This window comes from Myroides sp. TSA_177.3 (assembly GCF_052691955.1).
The window spans coordinates 95,254-115,742 of sequence record NZ_JBQZGD010000003.1 but is presented as its reverse complement, the minus strand read 5'-3'; the positions used below and the strand labels follow the sequence as shown (position 1 = coordinate 115,742).

21 protein-coding genes and 1 tRNA gene are annotated in these 20,489 nt (G+C 36.0%); 10 read left to right on the top strand and 12 right to left on the bottom strand.

The genetic code is table 11. The features are described from left to right. Positions 1 to 263: 263 nt before the first annotated feature. Positions 264 to 812, top strand: a complete 549-nt coding sequence (locus ACUTSE_RS04345) for a GNAT family N-acetyltransferase (protein ID WP_115092280.1) — start codon at positions 264 to 266, stop codon at positions 810 to 812. Positions 813 to 1,016: 204 nt separating this feature from the next. Here the strand turns inward: ACUTSE_RS04345 and ACUTSE_RS04340 are convergent, their stop codons facing one another. The 3 genes from ACUTSE_RS04340 to ACUTSE_RS04330 form a co-directional block, all read right to left on the bottom strand. Beyond that, positions 1,017 to 1,619, bottom strand: coding sequence for a hypothetical protein (locus ACUTSE_RS04340; RefSeq protein WP_353101871.1), 603 nt, complete (start codon positions 1,617 to 1,619; stop codon positions 1,017 to 1,019). Positions 1,620 to 1,683: 64 nt separating this feature from the next. Continuing rightward, positions 1,684 to 2,163, bottom strand: a complete 480-nt coding sequence (locus ACUTSE_RS04335; RefSeq protein WP_445639377.1) for a hypothetical protein — start codon at positions 2,161 to 2,163, stop codon at positions 1,684 to 1,686. Positions 2,164 to 2,408: 245 nt separating this feature from the next. Continuing rightward, the gene (locus tag ACUTSE_RS04330) at positions 2,409 to 2,594 is read right to left on the bottom strand and encodes an Arm DNA-binding domain-containing protein (RefSeq protein ID WP_445639376.1); all 186 of its coding nucleotides are present in this window, start codon (positions 2,592 to 2,594) and stop codon (positions 2,409 to 2,411) included. A gap of 177 nt (positions 2,595 to 2,771) precedes the next feature. Here ACUTSE_RS04330 and ACUTSE_RS04325 point away from each other — a divergent pair, with 177 nt between their 5' ends. After that, the gene (locus ACUTSE_RS04325) at positions 2,772 to 3,116 is read left to right on the top strand and encodes a hypothetical protein (RefSeq protein WP_445639375.1); all 345 of its coding nucleotides are present in this window, start codon (positions 2,772 to 2,774) and stop codon (positions 3,114 to 3,116) included. 1,246 nt (positions 3,117 to 4,362) lie between these two features. Here ACUTSE_RS04325 and ACUTSE_RS04320 read toward each other — a convergent pair. The 4 genes from ACUTSE_RS04320 to ACUTSE_RS04305 all read right to left on the bottom strand — a co-directional run bounded on the left by ACUTSE_RS04320 (position 4,363) and on the right by ACUTSE_RS04305 (position 7,430). Next, positions 4,363 to 4,447 (bottom strand) — tRNA-Ser (locus ACUTSE_RS04320). A 4-nt stretch (positions 4,448 to 4,451) separates the two neighbouring features. Further along, positions 4,452 to 5,480 carry an asparaginase gene (locus ACUTSE_RS04315; protein WP_259187616.1) on the bottom strand — a complete coding sequence of 343 codons (1,029 nt, stop codon included), beginning with the start codon at positions 5,478 to 5,480 and terminating at the stop codon, positions 4,452 to 4,454. Continuing rightward, on the bottom strand, positions 5,470 to 6,606 hold the full coding sequence (locus ACUTSE_RS04310; protein WP_002989337.1) for a 1-acyl-sn-glycerol-3-phosphate acyltransferase: 1,137 nt from the start codon (positions 6,604 to 6,606) through the stop codon (positions 5,470 to 5,472). Before ACUTSE_RS04310 ends, ACUTSE_RS04315 begins: the two co-directional genes overlap by 11 nt. 53 nt (positions 6,607 to 6,659) lie before the next feature. Beyond that, on the bottom strand, positions 6,660 to 7,430 hold the full coding sequence (locus ACUTSE_RS04305; RefSeq protein WP_445639374.1) for a TatD family hydrolase: 771 nt from the start codon (positions 7,428 to 7,430) through the stop codon (positions 6,660 to 6,662). A gap of 80 nt (positions 7,431 to 7,510) precedes the next feature. Here ACUTSE_RS04305 and ACUTSE_RS04300 point away from each other — a divergent pair, with 80 nt between their 5' ends. Next, complete coding sequence (locus ACUTSE_RS04300; protein ID WP_002989342.1) at positions 7,511 to 7,948, top strand: retropepsin-like aspartic protease; 438 nt, start codon at positions 7,511 to 7,513, stop codon at positions 7,946 to 7,948. A gap of 2 nt (positions 7,949 to 7,950) precedes the next feature. On the opposite strand, the gene ACUTSE_RS04295 is transcribed toward ACUTSE_RS04300, so the two are convergent. Continuing rightward, positions 7,951 to 8,520 (bottom strand): DUF3109 family protein, encoded by a 570-nt coding sequence (locus ACUTSE_RS04295; RefSeq protein WP_002989345.1) that lies wholly within the window; start codon positions 8,518 to 8,520, stop codon positions 7,951 to 7,953. A gap of 309 nt (positions 8,521 to 8,829) precedes the next feature. On the opposite strand from ACUTSE_RS04295, the gene ACUTSE_RS04290 reads away from it, so the two are divergent. The 4 genes from ACUTSE_RS04290 to ACUTSE_RS04275 all read left to right on the top strand — a co-directional run bounded on the left by ACUTSE_RS04290 (position 8,830) and on the right by ACUTSE_RS04275 (position 11,585). Further along, a complete protein-coding gene (locus tag ACUTSE_RS04290) occupies positions 8,830 to 9,834 on the top strand; it encodes an OmpA family protein (RefSeq protein ID WP_002989347.1) in 1,005 nt (334 codons plus the stop codon). A 375-nt stretch (positions 9,835 to 10,209) separates the two neighbouring features. Further along, entirely contained in the window at positions 10,210 to 10,404 is a 195-nt protein-coding gene (locus ACUTSE_RS04285; protein ID WP_002989350.1) for a hypothetical protein, read from the top strand. Between the two features lie 8 nt (positions 10,405 to 10,412). Then, entirely contained in the window at positions 10,413 to 11,027 is a 615-nt protein-coding gene (locus tag ACUTSE_RS04280) for an FAD-dependent oxidoreductase (RefSeq protein WP_002989352.1), read from the top strand. A 174-nt stretch (positions 11,028 to 11,201) separates the two neighbouring features. Then, on the top strand, positions 11,202 to 11,585 hold the full coding sequence (locus ACUTSE_RS04275; RefSeq protein ID WP_002989355.1) for a DUF805 domain-containing protein: 384 nt from the start codon (positions 11,202 to 11,204) through the stop codon (positions 11,583 to 11,585). A 112-nt stretch (positions 11,586 to 11,697) separates the two neighbouring features. Here the strand turns inward: ACUTSE_RS04275 and ACUTSE_RS04270 are convergent, their stop codons facing one another. The 4 genes from ACUTSE_RS04270 to ACUTSE_RS04255 are packed head-to-tail and all read right to left on the bottom strand — an operon-like array spanning position 11,698 to position 16,778. Then, positions 11,698 to 12,663 (bottom strand): PCMD domain-containing protein, encoded by a 966-nt coding sequence (locus tag ACUTSE_RS04270; RefSeq protein WP_445639373.1) that lies wholly within the window; start codon positions 12,661 to 12,663, stop codon positions 11,698 to 11,700. A 4-nt stretch (positions 12,664 to 12,667) separates the two neighbouring features. Then, positions 12,668 to 14,389 (bottom strand): sulfatase-like hydrolase/transferase, encoded by a 1,722-nt coding sequence (locus tag ACUTSE_RS04265; protein ID WP_445639372.1) that lies wholly within the window; start codon positions 14,387 to 14,389, stop codon positions 12,668 to 12,670. Positions 14,390 to 14,399: 10 nt separating this feature from the next. Continuing rightward, a complete protein-coding gene (locus ACUTSE_RS04260) occupies positions 14,400 to 15,548 on the bottom strand; it encodes a BamA/TamA family outer membrane protein (RefSeq protein ID WP_445639371.1) in 1,149 nt (382 codons plus the stop codon). Positions 15,549 to 15,584: 36 nt separating this feature from the next. Further along, positions 15,585 to 16,778 (bottom strand): aromatic amino acid transporter, encoded by a 1,194-nt coding sequence (locus tag ACUTSE_RS04255; protein WP_445639370.1) that lies wholly within the window; start codon positions 16,776 to 16,778, stop codon positions 15,585 to 15,587. A 532-nt stretch (positions 16,779 to 17,310) separates the two neighbouring features. Here ACUTSE_RS04255 and ACUTSE_RS04250 point away from each other — a divergent pair. From ACUTSE_RS04250 to ACUTSE_RS04240, 3 genes are all read left to right on the top strand, one after another. Then, the gene (locus tag ACUTSE_RS04250) at positions 17,311 to 17,682 is read left to right on the top strand and encodes a DUF2946 family protein (protein WP_445639369.1); all 372 of its coding nucleotides are present in this window, start codon (positions 17,311 to 17,313) and stop codon (positions 17,680 to 17,682) included. A 69-nt stretch (positions 17,683 to 17,751) separates the two neighbouring features. Next, a complete protein-coding gene (locus ACUTSE_RS04245; RefSeq protein WP_445639368.1) occupies positions 17,752 to 20,118 on the top strand; it encodes a TonB-dependent receptor in 2,367 nt (788 codons plus the stop codon). Further along, a complete protein-coding gene (locus ACUTSE_RS04240; protein ID WP_445639367.1) occupies positions 20,118 to 20,441 on the top strand; it encodes a hypothetical protein in 324 nt (107 codons plus the stop codon). The genes ACUTSE_RS04245 and ACUTSE_RS04240 overlap by 1 nt, the downstream gene beginning before the upstream one ends. The last annotated feature ends 48 nt before the right edge of the window (positions 20,442 to 20,489 follow it).

The window sequence follows — 20,489 nt, the reverse complement described above, 5'->3', positions numbered from 1 at the left end:
TCAAATAACGTAATAAATTGAAATCGTTGCAGTATGAAATTGTCAATTTATTAGGTTAAAAGTAAATATTAATTTACTTATATACAATAGGTTGTGTGATAAAAAATACAAATAATGTAAATTTAGTTTTTGATAATTATCGTTTTTTGTAGCAAAACAAAGGGATGGATAAAGGAAAATTCTCAATTCTTAGTATGTTGTTTTTTTAGAAGAAGCCAACTTCTTTTTTCTTACTTTTAGCTTTTAGACTAGAATAACTATTTATGTTAGATTTTAATTTTACTACCTCTCCTATATTAGAAACAGAACGTTTAATCCTACGTCAAACCAATTTAGGAGATGCTCAAGGCATGTTTGCGATGCGTTCAAGTGCAGAAGTAATGCAATATATTCCTGTTCCATTAGCAACGGAGCTCAAAGAAGCGGAAGATTATATCAATTCCCTACAAGAACGAATGGAAAATAAGGAATGTGTCAATTGGACCATCACCTTAAAAGAGAATGGTGAAATGATTGGAACGATCGGGTTTTATCGCATGAAATTACAACATTATCGAACGGAAACGGGGTATATGTTACTCCCTCAATACTATGGCAAGGGCTATGCTTCGGAAGCAGTACAACGATTAGTTGAGTATGGATTTGATGATTTTGGATTCCATTCCATTGAAGCAATCATTTACCCAGATAATGTAGGTTCACAACGGGTACTAGAAAAATGTGGCTTTGTACGAGAAGCTTATTTTAAAGAAAATGAATTTCATAACGGTAAGTTTGTGGATACTGCTGTTTATTCAATTGTGGCTGGATAAATTATTTAATCTGAAGGAGAGTATATATAGGTGTAGTCTAATTGAAAAGGTCGTCAATCAAGGGATTATCTATAAAGTGAAAGAGTTCGATTTTACAAGCAAAATCGAACTCTTTCGTTATTTATAGAACTATTTGTATTGGGAATTCGTGGTGTATTCTAAGAGAATTCCTTGTATTTGATGTAATGTATTTCGTTGAACTACCTATTCAGGTAAGTGTACTTTCGCTTTTTTGAAGTCAAGATTTGGATGATTCCTAGCTATCTTTAGATCTAATTCCTCCTTGTCGTTCGTGAAGGAGACGATACTTTGGTCGAAATGCCAAGTGCCTACATAGTATAACGTGTTCGCCTGAATGGTCAATTTAAACTGCTCTAAATTGGCTTGAATCAACTGATTTTCCCCTTCTTTTGGTGTAATGTAGTTAAAGCTATCAAAATCTCTATAAATAGGTTCAGTATAGGTTTTTCCACCATACCACGTACTTTTAGTCCACCAATAATTGAGAATCACATAATTGCCAGGTTCAATATAAATAATAAAGATATTTCGTTTTGCTGATTTAAATGTAGGTTTAACTCTAAAAGAAACAATTTCTTTTGTATCTGTATTCTGTAGCTGGATATCTTGTGGAAACCCCCCACTACTAAAACCTAGACGCTGGACAAATGTACCATATAGAATGGCTTTATCTTCAACTAAGTAATCTGTATTCAACAATTCTTCAAGGTTGATTTCTTTTTGTGCAAACGAAAGCTGTACCAAAAGAAGAAAGATAAGGGTAGTTAAAAATCTCTTACTCTGCATTGTTGTGTAGTAAATATGATGTACGGAATCAATATGATTTTAAAGGTGTATAGAAACGAAATTTTTATTTGTACTGTTTTGAATGAGATTTGATATACTCAATCAAGGCATTAAATAAAGGATTAAAAGTATTGCTGTCATTTACCCCAGCCCAAACTAAATCAAACTTTGTATCTGCAATAAAAATCTCCTCAAAATTTTCTGGATTAATCAATTTGAGTTGTATTCTGTTTTTATTCTCACGTTCAATTTTTAAGAAAAGGAATTTCTTGTATTTGCGATAAGCTGTGTTGATTCCTATTTTTCCAATTAAAGAACCAACTTCATCTTGCATATTGGCTTTGATAATTTCTTTCTCTAACTCATCAAACGTTATTACTTGATCAAAATAACCTATTTTTTCAGCCATACCTTTCATAAATGGTTCATTTTGTACCACTAATAACTGTTTATTGTTATCTAAGTCAAAGGGAAGGTTAGTCAGTATTTTGGCAGATTTGGTAGCTGCAAAATATCCGTTTGATTTTTTGTCGGATACTTTCATAACACTACAGCTTTGAAAAAAAATAGCAGTAAGTAAAAAGGAAAAGAAAACTAGCTTTTTCATAATATGGATTTTGTTTGTAAAGTGTGTTTTAATATTATGCAAAATTAACCTATTTTAAATTGTTTGTTGTGATAAAAATTAGAAGTGCAGTATTATTATTTTATTGTTATACAATTAACAACTAAATTTTCCTTTTCCTTTTTATTATAAAAAGAAAGCAATGGTTCCTATATCAGACTTAATTAGGTATTGATAAAATTGTTTTCCTCATTGGGAGGATGGGCTCTTTGTTTGGAGTTTTGCCAATATTTAGGATTGATGAATAATCCTGTAGCAAATTGCTTTCTTTGTTCTTTATAGGTCAGCCTACAGTTAATAGGGGCTAAGCCTTGTTTATTTGTTCTACTCCTAGAAATAATAAACAGCAAATTTAATTGATGTATTTCCTTAGTTTATGAACATTTGAAAGTGTTTTTCGGGCTTTTAATTCGGATAGTTGTGGTTAATTTTTTGTCTACCAATTGTTATTTTGAATAAAAAACATTGTTTATTATGTTTATTTAAGTTAAGTTTAAATTTAGTTTAACATTAAAATTTATAAAAGTATGAAGAAAACAATGTTAGTATTAGCCATGGGCGGATTACTCATGTTTACCAGTTGTAGTAGTGATGAATCTATAACAAGCAGTAGCTTGGATGGAAATTCAAAGGTTGAAATGAATACAAATCCAATCAGGGATACGACTGAATTTAAAGATTTTGAAAACTTGTACAATCAATATACAAGTGGAGAAATTGATCAGGTAGAGTACTTAGAAGGAACTGAAAGTGTAGATATAGCAAAGAAATTTCTTGAAAAATTAGGTGAAACTACCTATGGAGGGTATACTGATGGACCTGATATCGTTGGTTTTGCTTTGGTGCAATATTTTATAGTTATTAGTAGTTAAGAAATGAGAAATATTATTACTTGTTGTTAGTTCAACGAGTTTTAGTTAAAGTGCTCGTTCACTTGCGTTCAAAAATGATACGGCTTATACTATAGAGGTGTTGAGCCTTGAAACGAATTACTTTTTATGAATAGTAACTATTACCTTATTATAGTTATTTTAATAGAATTGATATACCTCCAGGTTAACAAGTAATATTTGTGCAGACTAATAATGCAACAGCATTTTCATTCTGTTGCTTTTATGGTTGTGATTGTTTAACTAATAAAACGTGGCAGTATGATGGAGGATTTTTTAAAGAATGTTATTAGGTTTATCAACCAAATGGAGGAGAGTTTTTACATTATGTTTTTTCTAAAATTCAGTATAAAACTGAAGTTTCAACCTATGGAGGTCAATTTTCAATGGGTGCAAGTCGCGGAAATATAAGTCTACCTATTTCAATATTAGGGAACCCTGAACCAGTTACAATTTTACACCAAGTAATTGATTCACCAGGTTTAGTTTACAATCAAGTAGTTACTTTTAGATAAAAGTAAGATAGTGTAATCAAAAAGCTGTTCTTCGGAACGGCTTTTTTTGTAATAGCGTTTTTGTGCATATTATTCTTTTTAGTGAATGAGATTTCTAGCGAAGAATATAATAAAAGGGTTACCTCCGCTATGCTTCGGTTTTCCCTAATAAGGGGCTTTTTCACAAAGAAAACCACGCATTCGTTGCACTCCTACTTGTTTTTTTATTTGTAATGCCTCTTAGAAAAGCAGAGCTTTCCACGATTTATCAGCAAAAGGATTACCTCCGCTACGCTTCGGTTTTCCCTAATAAGGGGCTTTTTCACAAGAAAAACCACGCATTCGTTGCACTCCCGCTTGTTTTTTTATTTGTACGCCTCTTAGGTGAGTAAAACTCCCCACGATTTATCAGCAAAGGGATTACCTCCGCTACGCTTCGGTTTTCCCTAATAAGGGTATTTTTCACAAGAAAAACCACGCATTCGTTGCACTCCTGCTAGTTTTTTTATTTGTAACGCCTCTTAGGTGAGCGAGCTCCCCACGAGGCTTATCAAAAGGGATTACCTCCGCTACGCTTCGGTTTTCCCTAATAAGGGTATTTTTCACAAGAAAAACCACGCATTCGTTGCACTCCTGCTAGTTTTTTTATTTGTAACGCCTCTTAGAAAAGCAGAGCTTTCCACGAGCCTTATCCAAATAAAAAAACCACCAACATCCGTTGGTGGTTTTCCTTGCAGAGAGGAAGGGATTCGAACCCTCGATACGTTGCCGTATACACACTTTCCAGGCGTGCGCCTTCGACCACTCGGCCACCTCTCTCTATTTATACTTCCATTTCGCCACAAATCGGCGTTTCGAAAGCTAATTTAAAATCTACAATATCGGGTTGAGCCAATAAGAACATCAATTTAGTGATTGCAGCTTCTGTTGTAATATCTTTCCCAGAAATAACACCAATCTCTTTCAATTCTGTACTCGTTTCATATTTCCCCATCATAACGCTACCACTAGAACACTGGGTTACATTGATCACCTTAAGTCCTTTCTGTGTGGCACAGCGCAATGTTTCTAAGAACCACGGTTCTGTAGGAGCATTCCCTGAACCATAAGTCTCTAGGATGATTCCCTCTAAATTTGGGATGGCCAATATAGCCTCCAAAACTTGTTGTTGAATACCTGGAAACAAACGCAAAATCATCACATTGCGTGACATTTTTTTATGAACGGTCAGCGGCAAAGATAGCGGTTTTTGTATCAATAACGAATGATTGATGCGCAAATTCACCCCTGATTCTGCTAAATGCGGAACATTGGGAGAGGTAAAGGCATTAAATAACTCTGCACTTACTTTAGATGTGCGGTTTCCGCGGTATAATTTATATTCAAAGTACAAACAAACCTCTTGGATGACAGGGGTATTGTTTTCTTGTAAAGCTGCAATTTGAATAGCCGTAATTAGATTTTCTTTTGCATCTGTGCGCAAATCTCCAATAGGCAACTGAGAACCCGTTAAAATAACAGGTTTGTGAACATTCTCCAACATAAAACTCAAAGCTGAAGCTGAATACGACATCGTATCTGAACCGTGTAAAATCACAAATCCATCAAAACGGTCGTAATTATCTTCTACAATGCTTGCCATTTGTACCCATAAATCCGGTTGCATATCCGAAGAGTCAATCGGTACATCAAACGAATAGGTTTCTATAGCACAATCCAACAAATGCAATTCGGGAATGCGTTCAACCAATTGATTAAAGTTAAACGCGCGCAAAGCACCCGTTTTAAAATCTTTAACCATACCGATTGTCCCACCCGTATAGATTAGTAAGATAGCTGGCTTATTGTTCATCTTGTAACTTTAATTTATTCACTACAGGATTTGCATACATCGCTAAGAAGTTATCGACTACTTTTTGCTCCTGTTTGTTTACGCGTAGCTCTAAACGACGTTCAAACAACTGTTTTTCCTTCTCACTATAGCGATCCGCAAATTTGTTCGTATTATTTAGAATATCGTACGCGATATAATTAGTCGGCCATAGGTGGTAATTGGTGATGATCGAATGGTCAATCACTTGAGCTAAGGCCTGTAATTGTTTATTGGGTTTATCTGCAATGGCCTTGATTTGGTCTAATTCCGTATCAATCACATCCCCAACGTGAATGTGAATCCCTTTCTTTTGACCAATAATTCCACTGTATAAATTGACAAAATCCTCATTTTTTTCCTTGATGTACGCTTCATTATTCGCAATAGCTAATAATTGAGGCATCTTCAAGGCATCTGTAGGATCATATTCATAAGAAATAGAAACAGGTACGATTTTCAACTGTTTGAAATAATCCATTAAGTTTTCATCGCCTGCATCCATACCAAGCATTTTTAAAACACCTGTATGTGTAGCATCATTGCCATCTTTCGTTCTTCCTTCGCGTTGTGCAATCCACACCGAACGATTCTCTTCTACAATAAGACTGTGAATGTATTCTGACATCAAACGAGAACTTTCTAATAATTCTCTCGGTGTTAGTTTACGACGAACTAAAAAGTTTCGGTTCACTTTGGCTAAAGCCAATAAAAAAGACTTCTGTACCAAGTTGTCTCCAACGGCAGAAGCAGTCATTGTTAAGCCGTGATCTTTTAAGGTTACATTCAGTAAAGACGTATCCATGATGATATCACGGTGATTGGATATATATAAATAAGCCGTATCTTTTTCTAACTTCTCAAAACCAGAAGTTGAAAGTCCATTCGAACTTTTTTCTAAGATGCGTAGAATAGAATAATAGGCAAATTCCTCTTGAAATTGCTGTATTGAGGTTACTTTGCTCAAATCTTCCATCCATTGCTGTTCGGTTTTATTTGGAAAAGTAAAACCCATTAACGCTTTGACCATAGGGTGCTTAGAGATTCTTTGTAGGACCTCATTGACCTCGTGATCATGGTAATGGCGTATTGAATCAAACTTAGACATTAGTGTTTTAAATATTTATGTAAACTTAAATGTTATGTTTCTATGTTGTACAATTAGATTCCAAAAACTGCTTTTGAATTGGCAGTCGTTTGGTTTGCAATTGTTTCCAATGGAAGCTCGTATAGTTCTGATAGCCTTTCTGCTATGTTGAGAATATAAGCGCTTTCATTTCTTTTGCCTCGAAAAGGCACTGGTGCAAGATACGGAGAATCAGTTTCTAATACGATATGCTCTAACGGTATTTTGTTTAAAAATTGATCAATTTTTCCGTTCTTAAAAGTAGCTACACCGCCAATTCCCAGTTTGAGGTTGTAACTCATGGCTTGCTGGGCTTGCTCTTCCGTTCCCGTAAAGCAGTGAAAAATACCCCGAAGTGCCTTGTCTTTTTCTAGTTCTAAGACTTCAAAAACTTCGTCAAAAGCATCTCTGCAGTGAATATTAATCGGTAGCTTATGCTTTTTTGCTAGCTGAATCTGCTGCTGAAAAGCTTCTTGCTGGATGGATAATGTGGTCTTGTCCCAATACAAATCCACGCCAATTTCACCAACAGCATAGTATTTCCGACGAGCTAACTCTTGTTCAACAAAGGCAAGCTCTTGTTTATACGTCTCTGGCTTTACATCCGTAGGGTGTAAGCCCATCATCAAAAAGATGCAATCCGGAAACGCCGCTTCCAAATCAAACATCGCTTGAGCGTAGCTTGAATCGATAGCAGGTATAAAAAAACGCGTAACTCCATTTGATATTGCGCGATTTATTGTTTCTTTGCGATCTTCCGCAAATGCATCTGAATAGAGATGTGTATGAGTATCGGTAAAAATCATGCTTTGGTAATATTCTACAAAGTAGTATCTTTCAAACTACAAAAGTACCTTATAAAAAGTATTAAAACTAAACTTAATTGATGGAAAACTATAAAGATTGGTTAAAAAAAGAACGCTATAAACAAATCCGCTTCAAAATAGCGCGAACAAACCACCTTTTTGTACGTGTAAAAGTAAATGGAGTATGGGGAGATTTTATCTTAGATACGGGCGCATCTAATAGCTGTATCGATTTTCAAAGTATCGACCATTTTAATTTAACTACTTCAGAATCAGAAACAAGAGCGTCTGGTGCTGGAGCAAATGGCATGCTGACTCAAGTGAGCTACCATAATGAAATTCAAATGGGACGATGGAAAAAAGATAATTTCAATTTTGTCTTGTTGGATTTGAGCCATGTGAATACCGCACTCACAGAGTATAAAACCAAAAATGTCCACGGAATTATAGGGTCTGATGTGTTCGCATTAGGTCAAGCAATTCTCGACTACGGACAACAGACCCTATACGTGAAGTAAGTCTATTTCTTATAGTATTCTTTGGCTACTAATTCCAGTTCTTCGTACCACTCAGAACCGTATTTTCGCGTCAAAGGATCTTTTAAAAATTTGTATACTGGAACTTCTAGTTCTTTTCCTAAAGCACAAGCATCGCTACAAATATGCCATTTGTGGTAATTCACTGCAGAAAAAGAAGAATATTCCTTGATTCGAATAGGGTATAGGTGACAAGAAATCGGTTTTTTCCAATCGATTTTCTTCTCCAAATACGCCTTTTCAATCCCGCATAAAGCCATGCCATTATCATAAATAACATAGGCACATTCTCCGCCGTGAATTAAAGGAGTTTCAAATTCCCCATCTTCACCGAGGATATAGGTTCCTTGTTGTTCAATAGCCGCAATACCTTCAGGACGTAAATAAGGTTTTACCGTTTCAAATATTTCATCCAAAATAGCCGTTTCTTCCTTCTCTACGGGCGCTCCCGCATCTCCATCAATACAACACTGACCTTTACAAGCCGTTAGATTGCACACAAATTCTTTTTCTAAAATATCTTCCGATACTAAGGCTGAACCAATTTGAAACATGTTTATTTATTTTTTTGAGGCTACAAAATTACGAATCTTTCATGGATGTTGACCGCTTCTGCTCGTTCAACCGCTATTTTATAATGATACTAAATTAACTGCTTGATTTTGAGCTCCTATTTAGAGCAGTTTTGAAAGGGATAAAAGTCAAACAAAAAGAAAAAGAGCAGAATAAAAACCGTAAGACGACTGACTTTCATAAGAAGATGAGACAAAGAAATTAAAAAAAATGATTTCTTAAACCAGAATATATTGCATGTTTCAAAATTTAAATCGACTTTTAATGGATAAACTAAAGACTATAAAAACATGAAAAAAATAGCGTTATTGTTTGTTGCAGGAGTAGCTTTTATCTCGTGTAAACAAACGCCAAAAGAAGAGAATACTCCTGTGGTGGAACAACAAGAAGAGGTTCCCACAACAGCAACTGAGACAACAACAGCGGTAGAGACCACCCTTGATTTAACTAAAATTCCTTACACCACAGCAGATATTGGTGATTTCCCATATTTAGCTTTACCAAAAGGAATAAAAGAACTAAATAAACCTTTATTGCGTGCGTTTGACGTTTGTTTGTTTCCTGTAAATGGTGTGATGACTGAAGTAGAAGGAAGATTGTATAAAGCCAACTTAACAGCTGAAAGTGGAGAGCAATTTTCAGAACGCTTTTTTAGACGCAGCATGGACGATTATTTGAAATCAATTGGAGCAGTAGAAATCTTCGATGGAAGTATTACACAAGAAGAATATGATCGATACAATAAGTTAGATCCGCATAAAGGAGATGAAGGAGATATCGGATATGCAGGTGAACCCATTAAGTTTTATATCATTCGCCATAAAGAACAAGGAGATATTTACATTCAGTATACGGCAAATAATGCTGCAGCTAAATTGAATGTACTTCAGACAAAAGCGTTTGAACAAACCATGACCAAGATTACAGCAGATGAAATTGCTAAATCATTAGCGGAAACTGGAAAGTCGATTCTGTATATCAACTTTGATCACGATCAATCGACGATTACTCCAGAAGGTAAAGAAGTAGTCAATGAAATTACTGCTGCCCTACAAAAAAATGGACAATTGACGATTGCCATTGAAGGGCATACAGATAATGTAGGGGATGCTGCTCACAATAAAAAGTTATCCACTGCTCGTGCACAAGCGGTAAAAGCAGCTTTGATCGAACAAAAGATTGCTGCTACTCGCTTAACTGCTGAAGGATTTGGCGCTGAACGCCCACTAGTGGCAAATGATTCAGAGGCTAACAAAGCCAAAAACAGAAGGGTTGAATTAAGAAAGACAAATTAATAACAAAGGCTCCTCCAAAGGGAGCCTTTGTTCAATGATAAAAGAAAGAATAGCCTCGATTTATGTTAAAACCTCCTTTTTTACGGGCGTTAATTTTTATGTAAGATAAAATAATGAGCAGGTTCAATCACAAAGAAAAGCAATCAGTTATAACATAACAGGATATAAAGGTCAGGAAAACGAAGAAGAGAAACTTCTCTAAAAGGGAGGAAATAAAACGGAAAGTTCTCTTTTTGTGTGCTTTGCAAACAAGAAGGAGAGGGAAAGTTGCAAACGATGGCGTTGTTAAATTATATAGTAGGAATGTTAAAGAGGCTTCTACGTGGTTTTTATTTTGTACTTTCGGACAATAGAATTAAAATCTTTTTAGAAATAATGAAAATATTCAGTTACATTATTATTGCATTTGTTGTTGCCTTAATTGTATTAAATATCACAATGCTTGATTTTAATAACTTATTTCAAGGGGACAGTTTGATTGCTATAATTGGTATTGTAGCACTTTTATGCGCAGTTTGTATTCTGTTGATTTACAGAACTTCAAAGTTAATTGACGAGAAAACAAAATAGATCAAAAGATGTTGGTTTATGATGTTTTAATTATTGGAGGAGGCGTTTCTGGCGTTTCTTGTGCTCAAGTGTTAGGTAGCGCTGCCAAAAAAGCTTTCATGGAAGGAAAGACAATTGGTATCGTGATGCACCAAAAGGCAAGTATGCTTCAAGATGCCGTTTTTAATAATGCTTTTGGTATTCAACCAGGCACTTTAGGAAGTGATTTACTTACACAAGCCAAAGAGAATTTGAAAATCTATGCTAACGTGACTCAAATTGAAGGTGAGAAGGTAAGCCGTGTAGGGAGAAATTCAGCACAGCTGTTTGTTGTAGAAACGAATAAAGCCGAATATGTTGCACGTATGGTTGTCGTAGCTGTTAATTCAAGTAATACGTTTGCCATTGAGGGACTGATGGACTATGTGGAACCCCACAAAAAGTCTATCCCCACAAAGAATAGAATTCAATTGAAAAATATAGATCACCTTGTAGCCGAGGGGATTTATGTAGCAGGTACATTAGCGGGACACCGCAGTCAACTTGCTATTGCAGCTGGAAGTGGCGCTGCTGTTGCAACAGATATCCTGACCCTGTGGAATGATGGTGTTGAAACGCATAGCCATGACAGCATTAGAAAATAATAATATTAGATCATTTTAGTACCTAAAAGGATATTCTTCGGAATGTCCTTTTTTTGTTTACAGTTTATGGTTTATAGCCAACCAGAACTCCCCATTTATAGTGAACTTTTCTTCTTTTTTACACTAGTTTCAAGAAAGAATTTTACATTCGTTCTCATAAAACATAAAAAAAAGATGGAACTGAATTTTACTACTTTAAAAGAAAACTTTATCAATATTTTAAAAAATCACTATACAGATTTTAATGGACGTGTTAGACGTAGAGAATATTGGTCATTTACATTGGTTAGTGTGATCATTTCAATTGCTTTCGGAATCGTTGATTTACTCTTAGGAACGATTGGAATAGGATTTACAGGCTATATTTATAGTTTAGCAGTTTTACTCCCTTCATTAGGACTTTTAGCTCGTCGTTTACACGATACTGGAAAAAGTGGCTGGTGGATGTTGTTAGGGTTAACAGGAATCGGTGCTCTTGTAGTACTTTATTTTGCTTGTATTGATGGTACGGTAGGACAAAATGAATATGGTGCTGATCCTAAAGCAGGAGAGAGATAAAATCATATGGTGTGAGGGAAGGTGAGTAATACGTAATTTTTCTATAAAAAAAGGAAGGAGTTTTGATTAAAACTCCTTCCTTTTTTATGTTCTATGTAGATCTTTTTAATTGTTACTCATAAACCAATCCTACATTGTCAATCCACAACCTGCTATTTTCGTTTCCAATATAAGCGCCTCCGTTACTCGAAGAGAATTGAACAATAAGGTGGGTAACCGGATCATCAGCATTTCCCCAGCCTTCCTCAATAATCGGTGTCATTTTTCCCTTGCTATTGCGGGTGTAATCTGTGAATTCACCGGTGCGAAGAGCCATTTCTTTTTTATAGATGGTTTGATTTCGGATATCGCCATAGTTGATTTGAAGTTGGAAATTGTTTTTCCATTCTTTTTCCGTTGTTGTTAAGTTCAGCCAAGCTGTTCCTACGCGTTTTGCATGTACTTTACCATCCTTGTCTTCCCATCTATTTTGCAATAAGATGCGAATCTCAGCCTTGTCTTTTTGATTTAAAACCGTTCCTTTTCCCATACCATTCACGCGACTAGAAGTCCCGCCTGTCGTTACTTTGTAGTCAAATTGTAAAGCCTTCGGTTTTTTGGTAAACGGAATTCCCGTTACGAGTTTGCTCTGTGGATTCTTCGTGTCCGTAATAGGTTCGATCATTTCACCTAAGAAAATCGTTCCACTAGCTAAAACATTAATGTTGATTACGCCTAATACTTTAACGCGTTCTATTTTTGTCTCTAAACGAGCCGCATAGCCACTGCCTCTTTTTTCTGGGAAGACGGTAACACTACCTTTGGTAATTCCACTTACAACAGCCAATACAGAAGACGTAGCCCAAGGGGAACGCGTGTTCTTATACGGGGTGTTATCTTTAAGGGTGTCTTTAGTATCATTAATGGAATAGAGATAACGCGTATTTCCTCCAATCAATAGAGATTCTTTAATCTCTCGTACTTGCCATTGGTTCATATTTCCAAATGGAAGTAATTCGAAACGCTCTTTCTGTGCCCAAAGACTCGTGGATAACAAAAGGCCAACTAGAATAGGGATCAGTCGTAAATAAGTCTTCATATTTTTATTTTTTTAAATTCAATTTTTTTATTTGTTCAAAATCCTCTTCTTTCAGATTCATCTGTTGATAAGGAACGGCCTGGTCGTGATCATTGAGATACTGTCGAGGTATTGCCTTAAATTGTGGATGAACAAGAGAAAATTCTCGTTTTAAGTAAGGGGTTTGTATTTCAGCTGCATCCAATAAGGTATGAAAAATAACATGGGTACTGATGGACTCTTTTTTGCGTTGTTGAGCGAGTTGATATTGCTCAGGATGTTCTTCAATAAAAGAGTCCGAAAACCACAAGAAAAAGGGGATATGCAATTGATAGTACGATGGTGTCGGAGAAGAATGCAGAAACAAACCGCGATCATCATCAAACAAATCTTCCCCATGATCAGAGGTGTATAAAACCAAACTTGGAATATTAACTTTCTGTAAAGCCTGTAAAGTCGAGGAGAGAAAATAATCCGTATACAAAATACTATTGTCATACGTATTGACTAACTGCTCTTTTTGTCTGCGACTCACGGCTGTTAAATTATCAGGCGTGAATTTTTGATATGTTAAAGGATAACGCTCTTTGTAATTGAAGTGAGAACCATAGCTATGTAAAACAATGAACAAATTGCCCGTTGTTTTTTCAATTAAATTCATCATAATCGGAATCAAATCCTCATCAGGACGATTCACCGTTAATCGTGTTTTGGGATCTGTCGTGCGAATCGTTTGATAGATATCTGCTTCCTTGGTGAAATATTCAATAAAGGAATGATTCTCCGATTGGTTGGATAGACAGATCGTGGTAAATCCAGCTTCTTTAAACGCTTGTGCGATTCCTTTTCTCTGATAAATCTCTGCGTAATTGGTTGCATTGACATCAGATAAAATCATCGACACACTTTTGTGTGTGGTATTGGACTGCGTCAACGCATCTTGATAGAATACCGTATTTTGCTGTTGTGATAAATGAGGGGTCGTTGGGCGGTCGTACCCATAGACTTGCCAGTTATGCGCTCGGCTTGTTTCGCCTACAATGAGCACGAAAATTTCGCGCTGATCTTTAGTTGAAGCTGAGGTACTGTTGAAGCTGAAATCCTTGGATGTTTCAGGATATGCCTGAACTTTTTTCCATTTGTTGATGGCAAAATTTAAATTGTAATACGCATTGATGGGATAGACATCAACAGTAAAAGCAAAAGCATTGCGATTGGTGTTTTTTGCTCCTAAGGATATCAATAGTGAACCAAATAAAATAGCTACACCAGCAATCAACGCTTTGCGTCTAAATAGCTTTGGAGCATATATTTTTCGCTTCCATTGAAGGATGGCCCAAACAATAGTTGGAATATATAAGATACAAACAAAAGCAATCGAAGGAAGTAAACTTCCCAATAGTTCTGTAATCTCAGAAGTATTGGTTGTAGCGACATTTAAGTACATATCAACCGCAATGACATCTTCTCCAAACAAATAGAATAAAACAATTTGAAAGGCGTGAATAAACAATACAGGAAACAAGAGAATCTGTGTACGTCCCATATTTTTAAACAGAGAAAAAACAAGAAGATATAAACTCAAAGGAAATAAGAATACCGTTGCTTTTCCCAAGAAATTGAGTGGTTGGAATAAAGCAAAATAAAGGGAGGGCACCATATTGACAACTAAGTAAATATAGAATAGGGCCACCGGATTTGTACTCAGTCTACCTAATAGACTTCTTCTTTGTATTTTTTCTTGCATAAATAGTGTCTTAGAAAGCTTCGTTTATATTAAAGTAGAAGCCACTTTGTCCTTTGGCAATTCCATAATCCAAGCGAATATTTACTCGATTTTTGAATTCCCAGCGATAACCAATTCCATAGGTAGGCAAGGCTTCTGCCCAGTTCATGTCTTTGAATTTATCGAAAATAGTACCAACTCCACCCCATACAACTAACCCATGGCGGTTGTATACTTTTTGACGAAGTTCAACTTGTGTGTTTAGTTCTTTTCGGTCGCGGTATTGTCCAGAAAGATACCCACGCATTTGTCTAGCCCCTCCTAGTTGAGCCATCATGTTCCAAGGAATATCCCCATTGTTGAATATTCCATTCGCATCAAATGCCAAAATGGTCTTGGGCGCTAGTTGTTGAAAATAACGAGCACTTGTTTCGATGCGACTGAAGTGAATATTACTTCCTAGGGTACGCGAATAAAACGTTTGTTGGTATTGTAGAAAAACCCCTTTACTCGGATTTGGAATAAAATCTCGAGTATCATACGAAAAGATAAAACCACCCCCAACAAGCGTAGTCGTCAAATTTTCTTGTGGTTCAAATGCTGCTTTTTCAAAATCACTTCCTTTTACATTCTGTGCAGCAAAGGTGACCCCTACATATCCGTTGTTTATCACTTCGGCTAAGAAATCTGCTTTAAGGGATAAACGATACTCATTGTATTTTGAATATTCTCCTGATGCCCCTGCATCATAACCAATGCCATAGTATTTACTCGGCATATAGTTAAAGGACATATCCGAATTGATGCGGAATTTATCCTCTGGAAAAATAGTGCTATTTTCAATTCCAATGGAAAAGAAACCACTGGTGGTAATATTAGAATAAATAGAAACGTTAGAAGGAGATAGCTCCATGTTTTCTTGATCTAGGCGATATAAACCAGAAGCTACAAGTCCTAAACCCAATTTAGTATCGACAGAATAACTTGGGCCTCCAATAAAGGAGATGTCAAATTTATTTTGGGATTTATCTTTTTTGGCTTCTTCAAAATAGTGAACAATCCGCTCAAAAAACTTCTTCTTTTCTAGCGTATCTTTTGCTTTATCTAGCTCCGTTTGTGCAAAGGCACCTAGGCTGCTAAATAAAATCAGTAAGAAAACGATATAGTGTATGTTTCTCATGATCTGTGTAAAGTGTTTGTAATATGTTTGTTTTATTTAGTGCTGTAAGGCAATTTTTATCTGCGCATAAATAATGATAGCTGCCAGGATAAAAATGAGGGTAATCAAGATAATTTGTGTAATAGGTATACGTTGTTTGTGGTAGTTCATAGCCTTTAGATATAAATACTGAGGAATGAACAAAGCTAAGATTACCCCTGCAATTGCAGCATAACCTAGAGCAAGAATGAACCCTTCTGGGTAAAATAAAGCAAATAGTAAAGGCGGAATAAAGGTTAATAATCCGGCGACACTAGTCGTTACAAAACCTTTAGTTTTGGGTTTTAATACATCTTTATAATAATCAAAAAGACCCATACTTACCCCCAAGAATGAAGTACCCAATGCAGTAGCTGCAAATAAGCTAAACAATGTTTCGATATGAGCAGAATGTGTCATTTCACGGACACTTAAAATGAGCCCTCTTAATTCTGAGTTTTCATTTAAAATTTGCATGAATCGAGTTTGATCAATACTCCCCAGAACAACAACTTGCCAAATCAAATAGATAATTAAGGGAAGTAAACTCCCCCAAATAAATGCGCGATGCAGTTGTTTTTTATTTCCTCCAAGATAATTGACAATGCTAGGAATACTACCGTGAAATCCGAAGGAAGTAAAAATAGCAGGAAGTGCTGTTACCGTGATACCAATAGATAGAGGGGCATGTAACAAATTAGCTTGTTGAATAAAAGGAAACAACAAGGCAACCAATAAAACTAAAAAAATAAGTTTGGCGATAAATAAGCCTCGCGTTAACCAATCTACCCAATGCGTTCCAATGACGACAATCCCTCCAAATAGCAGGGAGAAGAGCAAAATAGCTGTACGCGTATCAAAATTGGTGTCCAGCAACAAATCAATATTTGTTTTGAGGATGGTTCCACCTCCAGACATATAAGCCGCTGTAAGGCCATAAATCAAAAACATCAGGCTAAATCCTGCCAGTTTGTTGATAAAGGAACCCGTATATTTTTTCGTTAAGGTATTAAATCCATCTGTTGGTTCGTTGTAGTCGTAGATGCGAACCATAAGCAAGGCAGTATAACACATGGCGAACCAAATAATAAACAGCAATAAGGTGGTTCCCCAAAACCCAACACCTGCTGATGTTATGGGCATAGCAAGCATTCCTCCTCCGATACAAGAGCCTGCAATAATTAAGATGCTACCAAGCAATTTACTGTTCATTACGTTGAAAAATTTAGACGAAACACAAAGATAAAAAAGCTTTTTGGCTTATTATTTTAATGTTAAGATAATTTTGTTTTATAAAAATGCGTTAATTGTTAAAAATACAACATTTGATTGATTGAAATGCGTTCTCTTTAAAAAAGAGTATCTTGTATTGTGTTTTGGAATCTGTTATTTATTTGAAGAATAAGGTGCTGTTTTCTCTTTCTTGTGTAGAATATACTATTCTTATTGTGGTCTGAAGCTTGAATTTTTGGTAAAATTATTGAGACCACTCAAAAAATCATCTTTTACCAGTGTTGGCGTAAAATCAATAAATCATTACCAAATCATCAGCGCGTAGTGAATTGAAAAAGTAGAAGTGTTGTATTTAATGAAATAAACTGAAGGAAACCCAATCAATCAAGGCTTATTTGGGGTGAAATATCAAAGAAGTCATTCAAAAGAATAAAAATAAGGTTGTTTAAAAAGCACTAAAAAAAACATAAAAAAAGCGTTAACTAAATATTCTGTACTATATTTGTCGCTTATGAGTAGAAAAAAAATGATAGCGAGAGTATTGTTAGTGGTAGCTTTTTTGTTTACCACCGTATTCCAATTGGTACATAGCTATCAACATATTTCTACTGCAGTTGCTTATGAACAAGAGCATCGCACACATGCACATTACACAGAAGGACGAAGTGATCATGGTGGCGTTCAGCTTACCGAAGATCACAGTCACATGGATCATTGTTTTGCTTGTGATTTTATTCCTACTTCAGGATTAGAGCCTGTTCAAATGGAATGGCACACAGTTGCCTACCAAACCATTCAAGAAGTACAAGAAGAGGTAACGTTGTTGTTTACCCCTTTATCTCACGTTTACTATTCCCTTCGCGCCCCTCCAGTATGGGTTTAATTATTTAGATTTTTGTTAGACAATGTATTGTCTGACTGCTATTTTATTAATTAAAACATACAAGATACAATGAGAATTCTATGTACATGGATGGTTCTATTGTGCTCTTTTAGTATGCTTGCACAAGCGTTTACCTTAAAAGGAAGAGTGTCGGACTATCATGGAGAAGCCTTAATTGGCGCAACAATTACTTTTGAAAATCAGGCTTTTATGACAGATGTAAAAGGGAGATTTCAAGCAAAACCTATTGAAAAGGGAACTTATCAACTAGTCGTGTCTTACCTTGGGTATGAAACGTTAACGATGGACGTAAAAGTAGAAGCAGATCAAGATTTGGATCTACACTTAAAAGAAAGTTCAACACTATTAGATCAGGTAGTTGTTTCTAGTCATGCGAAACACAGTGTACAACACGTAGATAAAGTATCCAATCAGCAATTAGTAGAGAAGTTTGCAGGTTCTTTGGCGAAAACACTAGAATCTGTAGCTGGAGTTAATTCTATGGATATTGGAGCTGGAGCTTCTAAACCTGTAATTCGCGGTTTGGGCTTTAATCGAGTGGCTGTGGCAGAAAACGGAGCCAAACAAGAAGGACAACAATGGGGTGCTGATCACGGATTGGAAATCGATACGTTTAGTACAGAAGAGGTTGAAGTAATCAAAGGAGTTGGAGCCATTGAATATGGGAGTGATGCAATTGGTGGTGTGATTAAGATTAACAATGAAAAAGTCCCACAAGTACATTCCTTTGATGGAAAAGCGATTGTGTATGGAAAATCAGTTAATGATGCACTAGGAGCTTCAGTTCAAATCAAACAAAGAGGAGAACGCTTCTTCTATAAATTAAAAGTAACAGGACAGGATTACGCCGATTATCGTGTACCCATCAAACAAATTGATTACCTCAATACGATTATCCCTATTGAAGGGGGACGTATGAAAAATACTGCCGGAAATAACTTGGCGCTTTATGGTCAAATTGGGTATGTAGGTACGCAATTTAAAAATATCTTAAGCATTAGCAACGTATACGATAAAAGTGGTTTCTTTCCAGGAGCACACGGTATTCCAAATATTGCAGCGGTTCAAGATGATGGAAATCACAGAAATGTAGAATTGCCAAACCAATCAGTCAATCACTTTAAAGTAACGAATACAGCTACTTGGGAGTTCGATGCGAATCGAAAGTTGAGTGTTTTATTGGCTTTTCAAAATAATAAGAGACAAGAAAATAGTTTGTTTCACTCGCATTTTTCCAATCAAACACCCCCAGCAAATAATCCAAACCTAGAGCTAGAGTTTGTGTTGAATACATTTGACGCAGCGGTAAAATACGAGCACCTTTTTAGTAATGAACATAAGTTGACCGTTGGGATTCAACAGAATTACCAAAATAATACCATTGGTGGATATGGATTTTTATTGCCAAAGTTCAATAAGTCTGGAGTTGGTGCATTTGGTATGTATGAGTACTTTGTCAATGATCGCTTAACTTGGGAAGCTGGAATTCGCGCTGATTATGCAAGTGTACACGTAAAACCATTTTACGATGAAATCCTCTATGACTATTTAATCGATCGAGGACAATCTGTTGAAACCGCTGAGAATTACGCCCAACGCAGTCAAAAGCAAGACCGTAATTTTAGTAGTTTCAATGGAATGATTGGAGCTAAATTTGATTGGACAGAACATTTTAATATTGCAGCTACAGTAGGTACAAACTTCCGTTTTCCTACAGCGATTGAGCTAGCATCAAACGGAGTGCATCACGGTGCTTTTCGCCATGAAAAGGGAAACCCCGATTTAGATCCTGAAAAGGGAATTGCCCTTGATTTTAGAGCAACCTATGAAACGTCAACGTTTAGTACGACGATAAGTCCTTATGCTTACTATTTTACCAATTATATCTTCTTAAAGCCAAGCGGAACGTTTTCAATCTTACCGGATAGTGGACAGATTTACGAGTATACGCAATCAAAAGCCTTAATTACAGGGTTTGAATGGAAAGCAGAGCAACGTTTATGGGATCGCTTGACAGTAGAAGGGGTGTTTGAATTTATCTATAACAAACAATTAGATAACGGTAAAAAAGGAAATTATCCTTTGCCCTTTTCAACACCTGCTAATTTCTTTGGGCAGTTAAGTTATACCTTGAACGATTGGAAAGTATTCCAACAACCTGAAGTATTTGTCAACGGAAAATGGTACGCAGAACAAAAGCGAATTGCACAAGGAGAAGATGTCACACCGAGTTCGCAAAGCTATGGTTTGGGACTTTCTTCAACGATTCGATTGGGTAGTGTAGCAGCCAAAGCAAGTTTAACCGCAACCAATATTTTTGATGCAAAAATATTGAATCACATGAGTTTTTATCGACCACTGGGGATACCCGAATTAGGTAGATCGATTCAATTAATGATTCAAATACCATTTTAATGAAGAACGCTAACATCAATGGTAGTAAATATGCTTTTTTAGTTGTAGTATTTTTTATTCCTCTAATTAGTAATTTACTGCATTATGTTATCATTGAACATGAATTTGGACAGCGAAATCACGAGGTAGAATGGATCGACGGTAGTAAAGTACACTACTGCGATCAATACTTATTCAAGATTCACCCAGCCATTGAAGTACCACAACTTTCTATTGATATTGTCCCCCTAGTTCTATACGAAACAACTGTTTTATTAATTTGTCAACTTATAGAACAACGAGTAAGTTGTTTTTATTTTAATCGTGGACCGCCATTTGTATAAAGAAGAAAAGAAGGAAACAACAACAACATATACATATACGTAAACGAT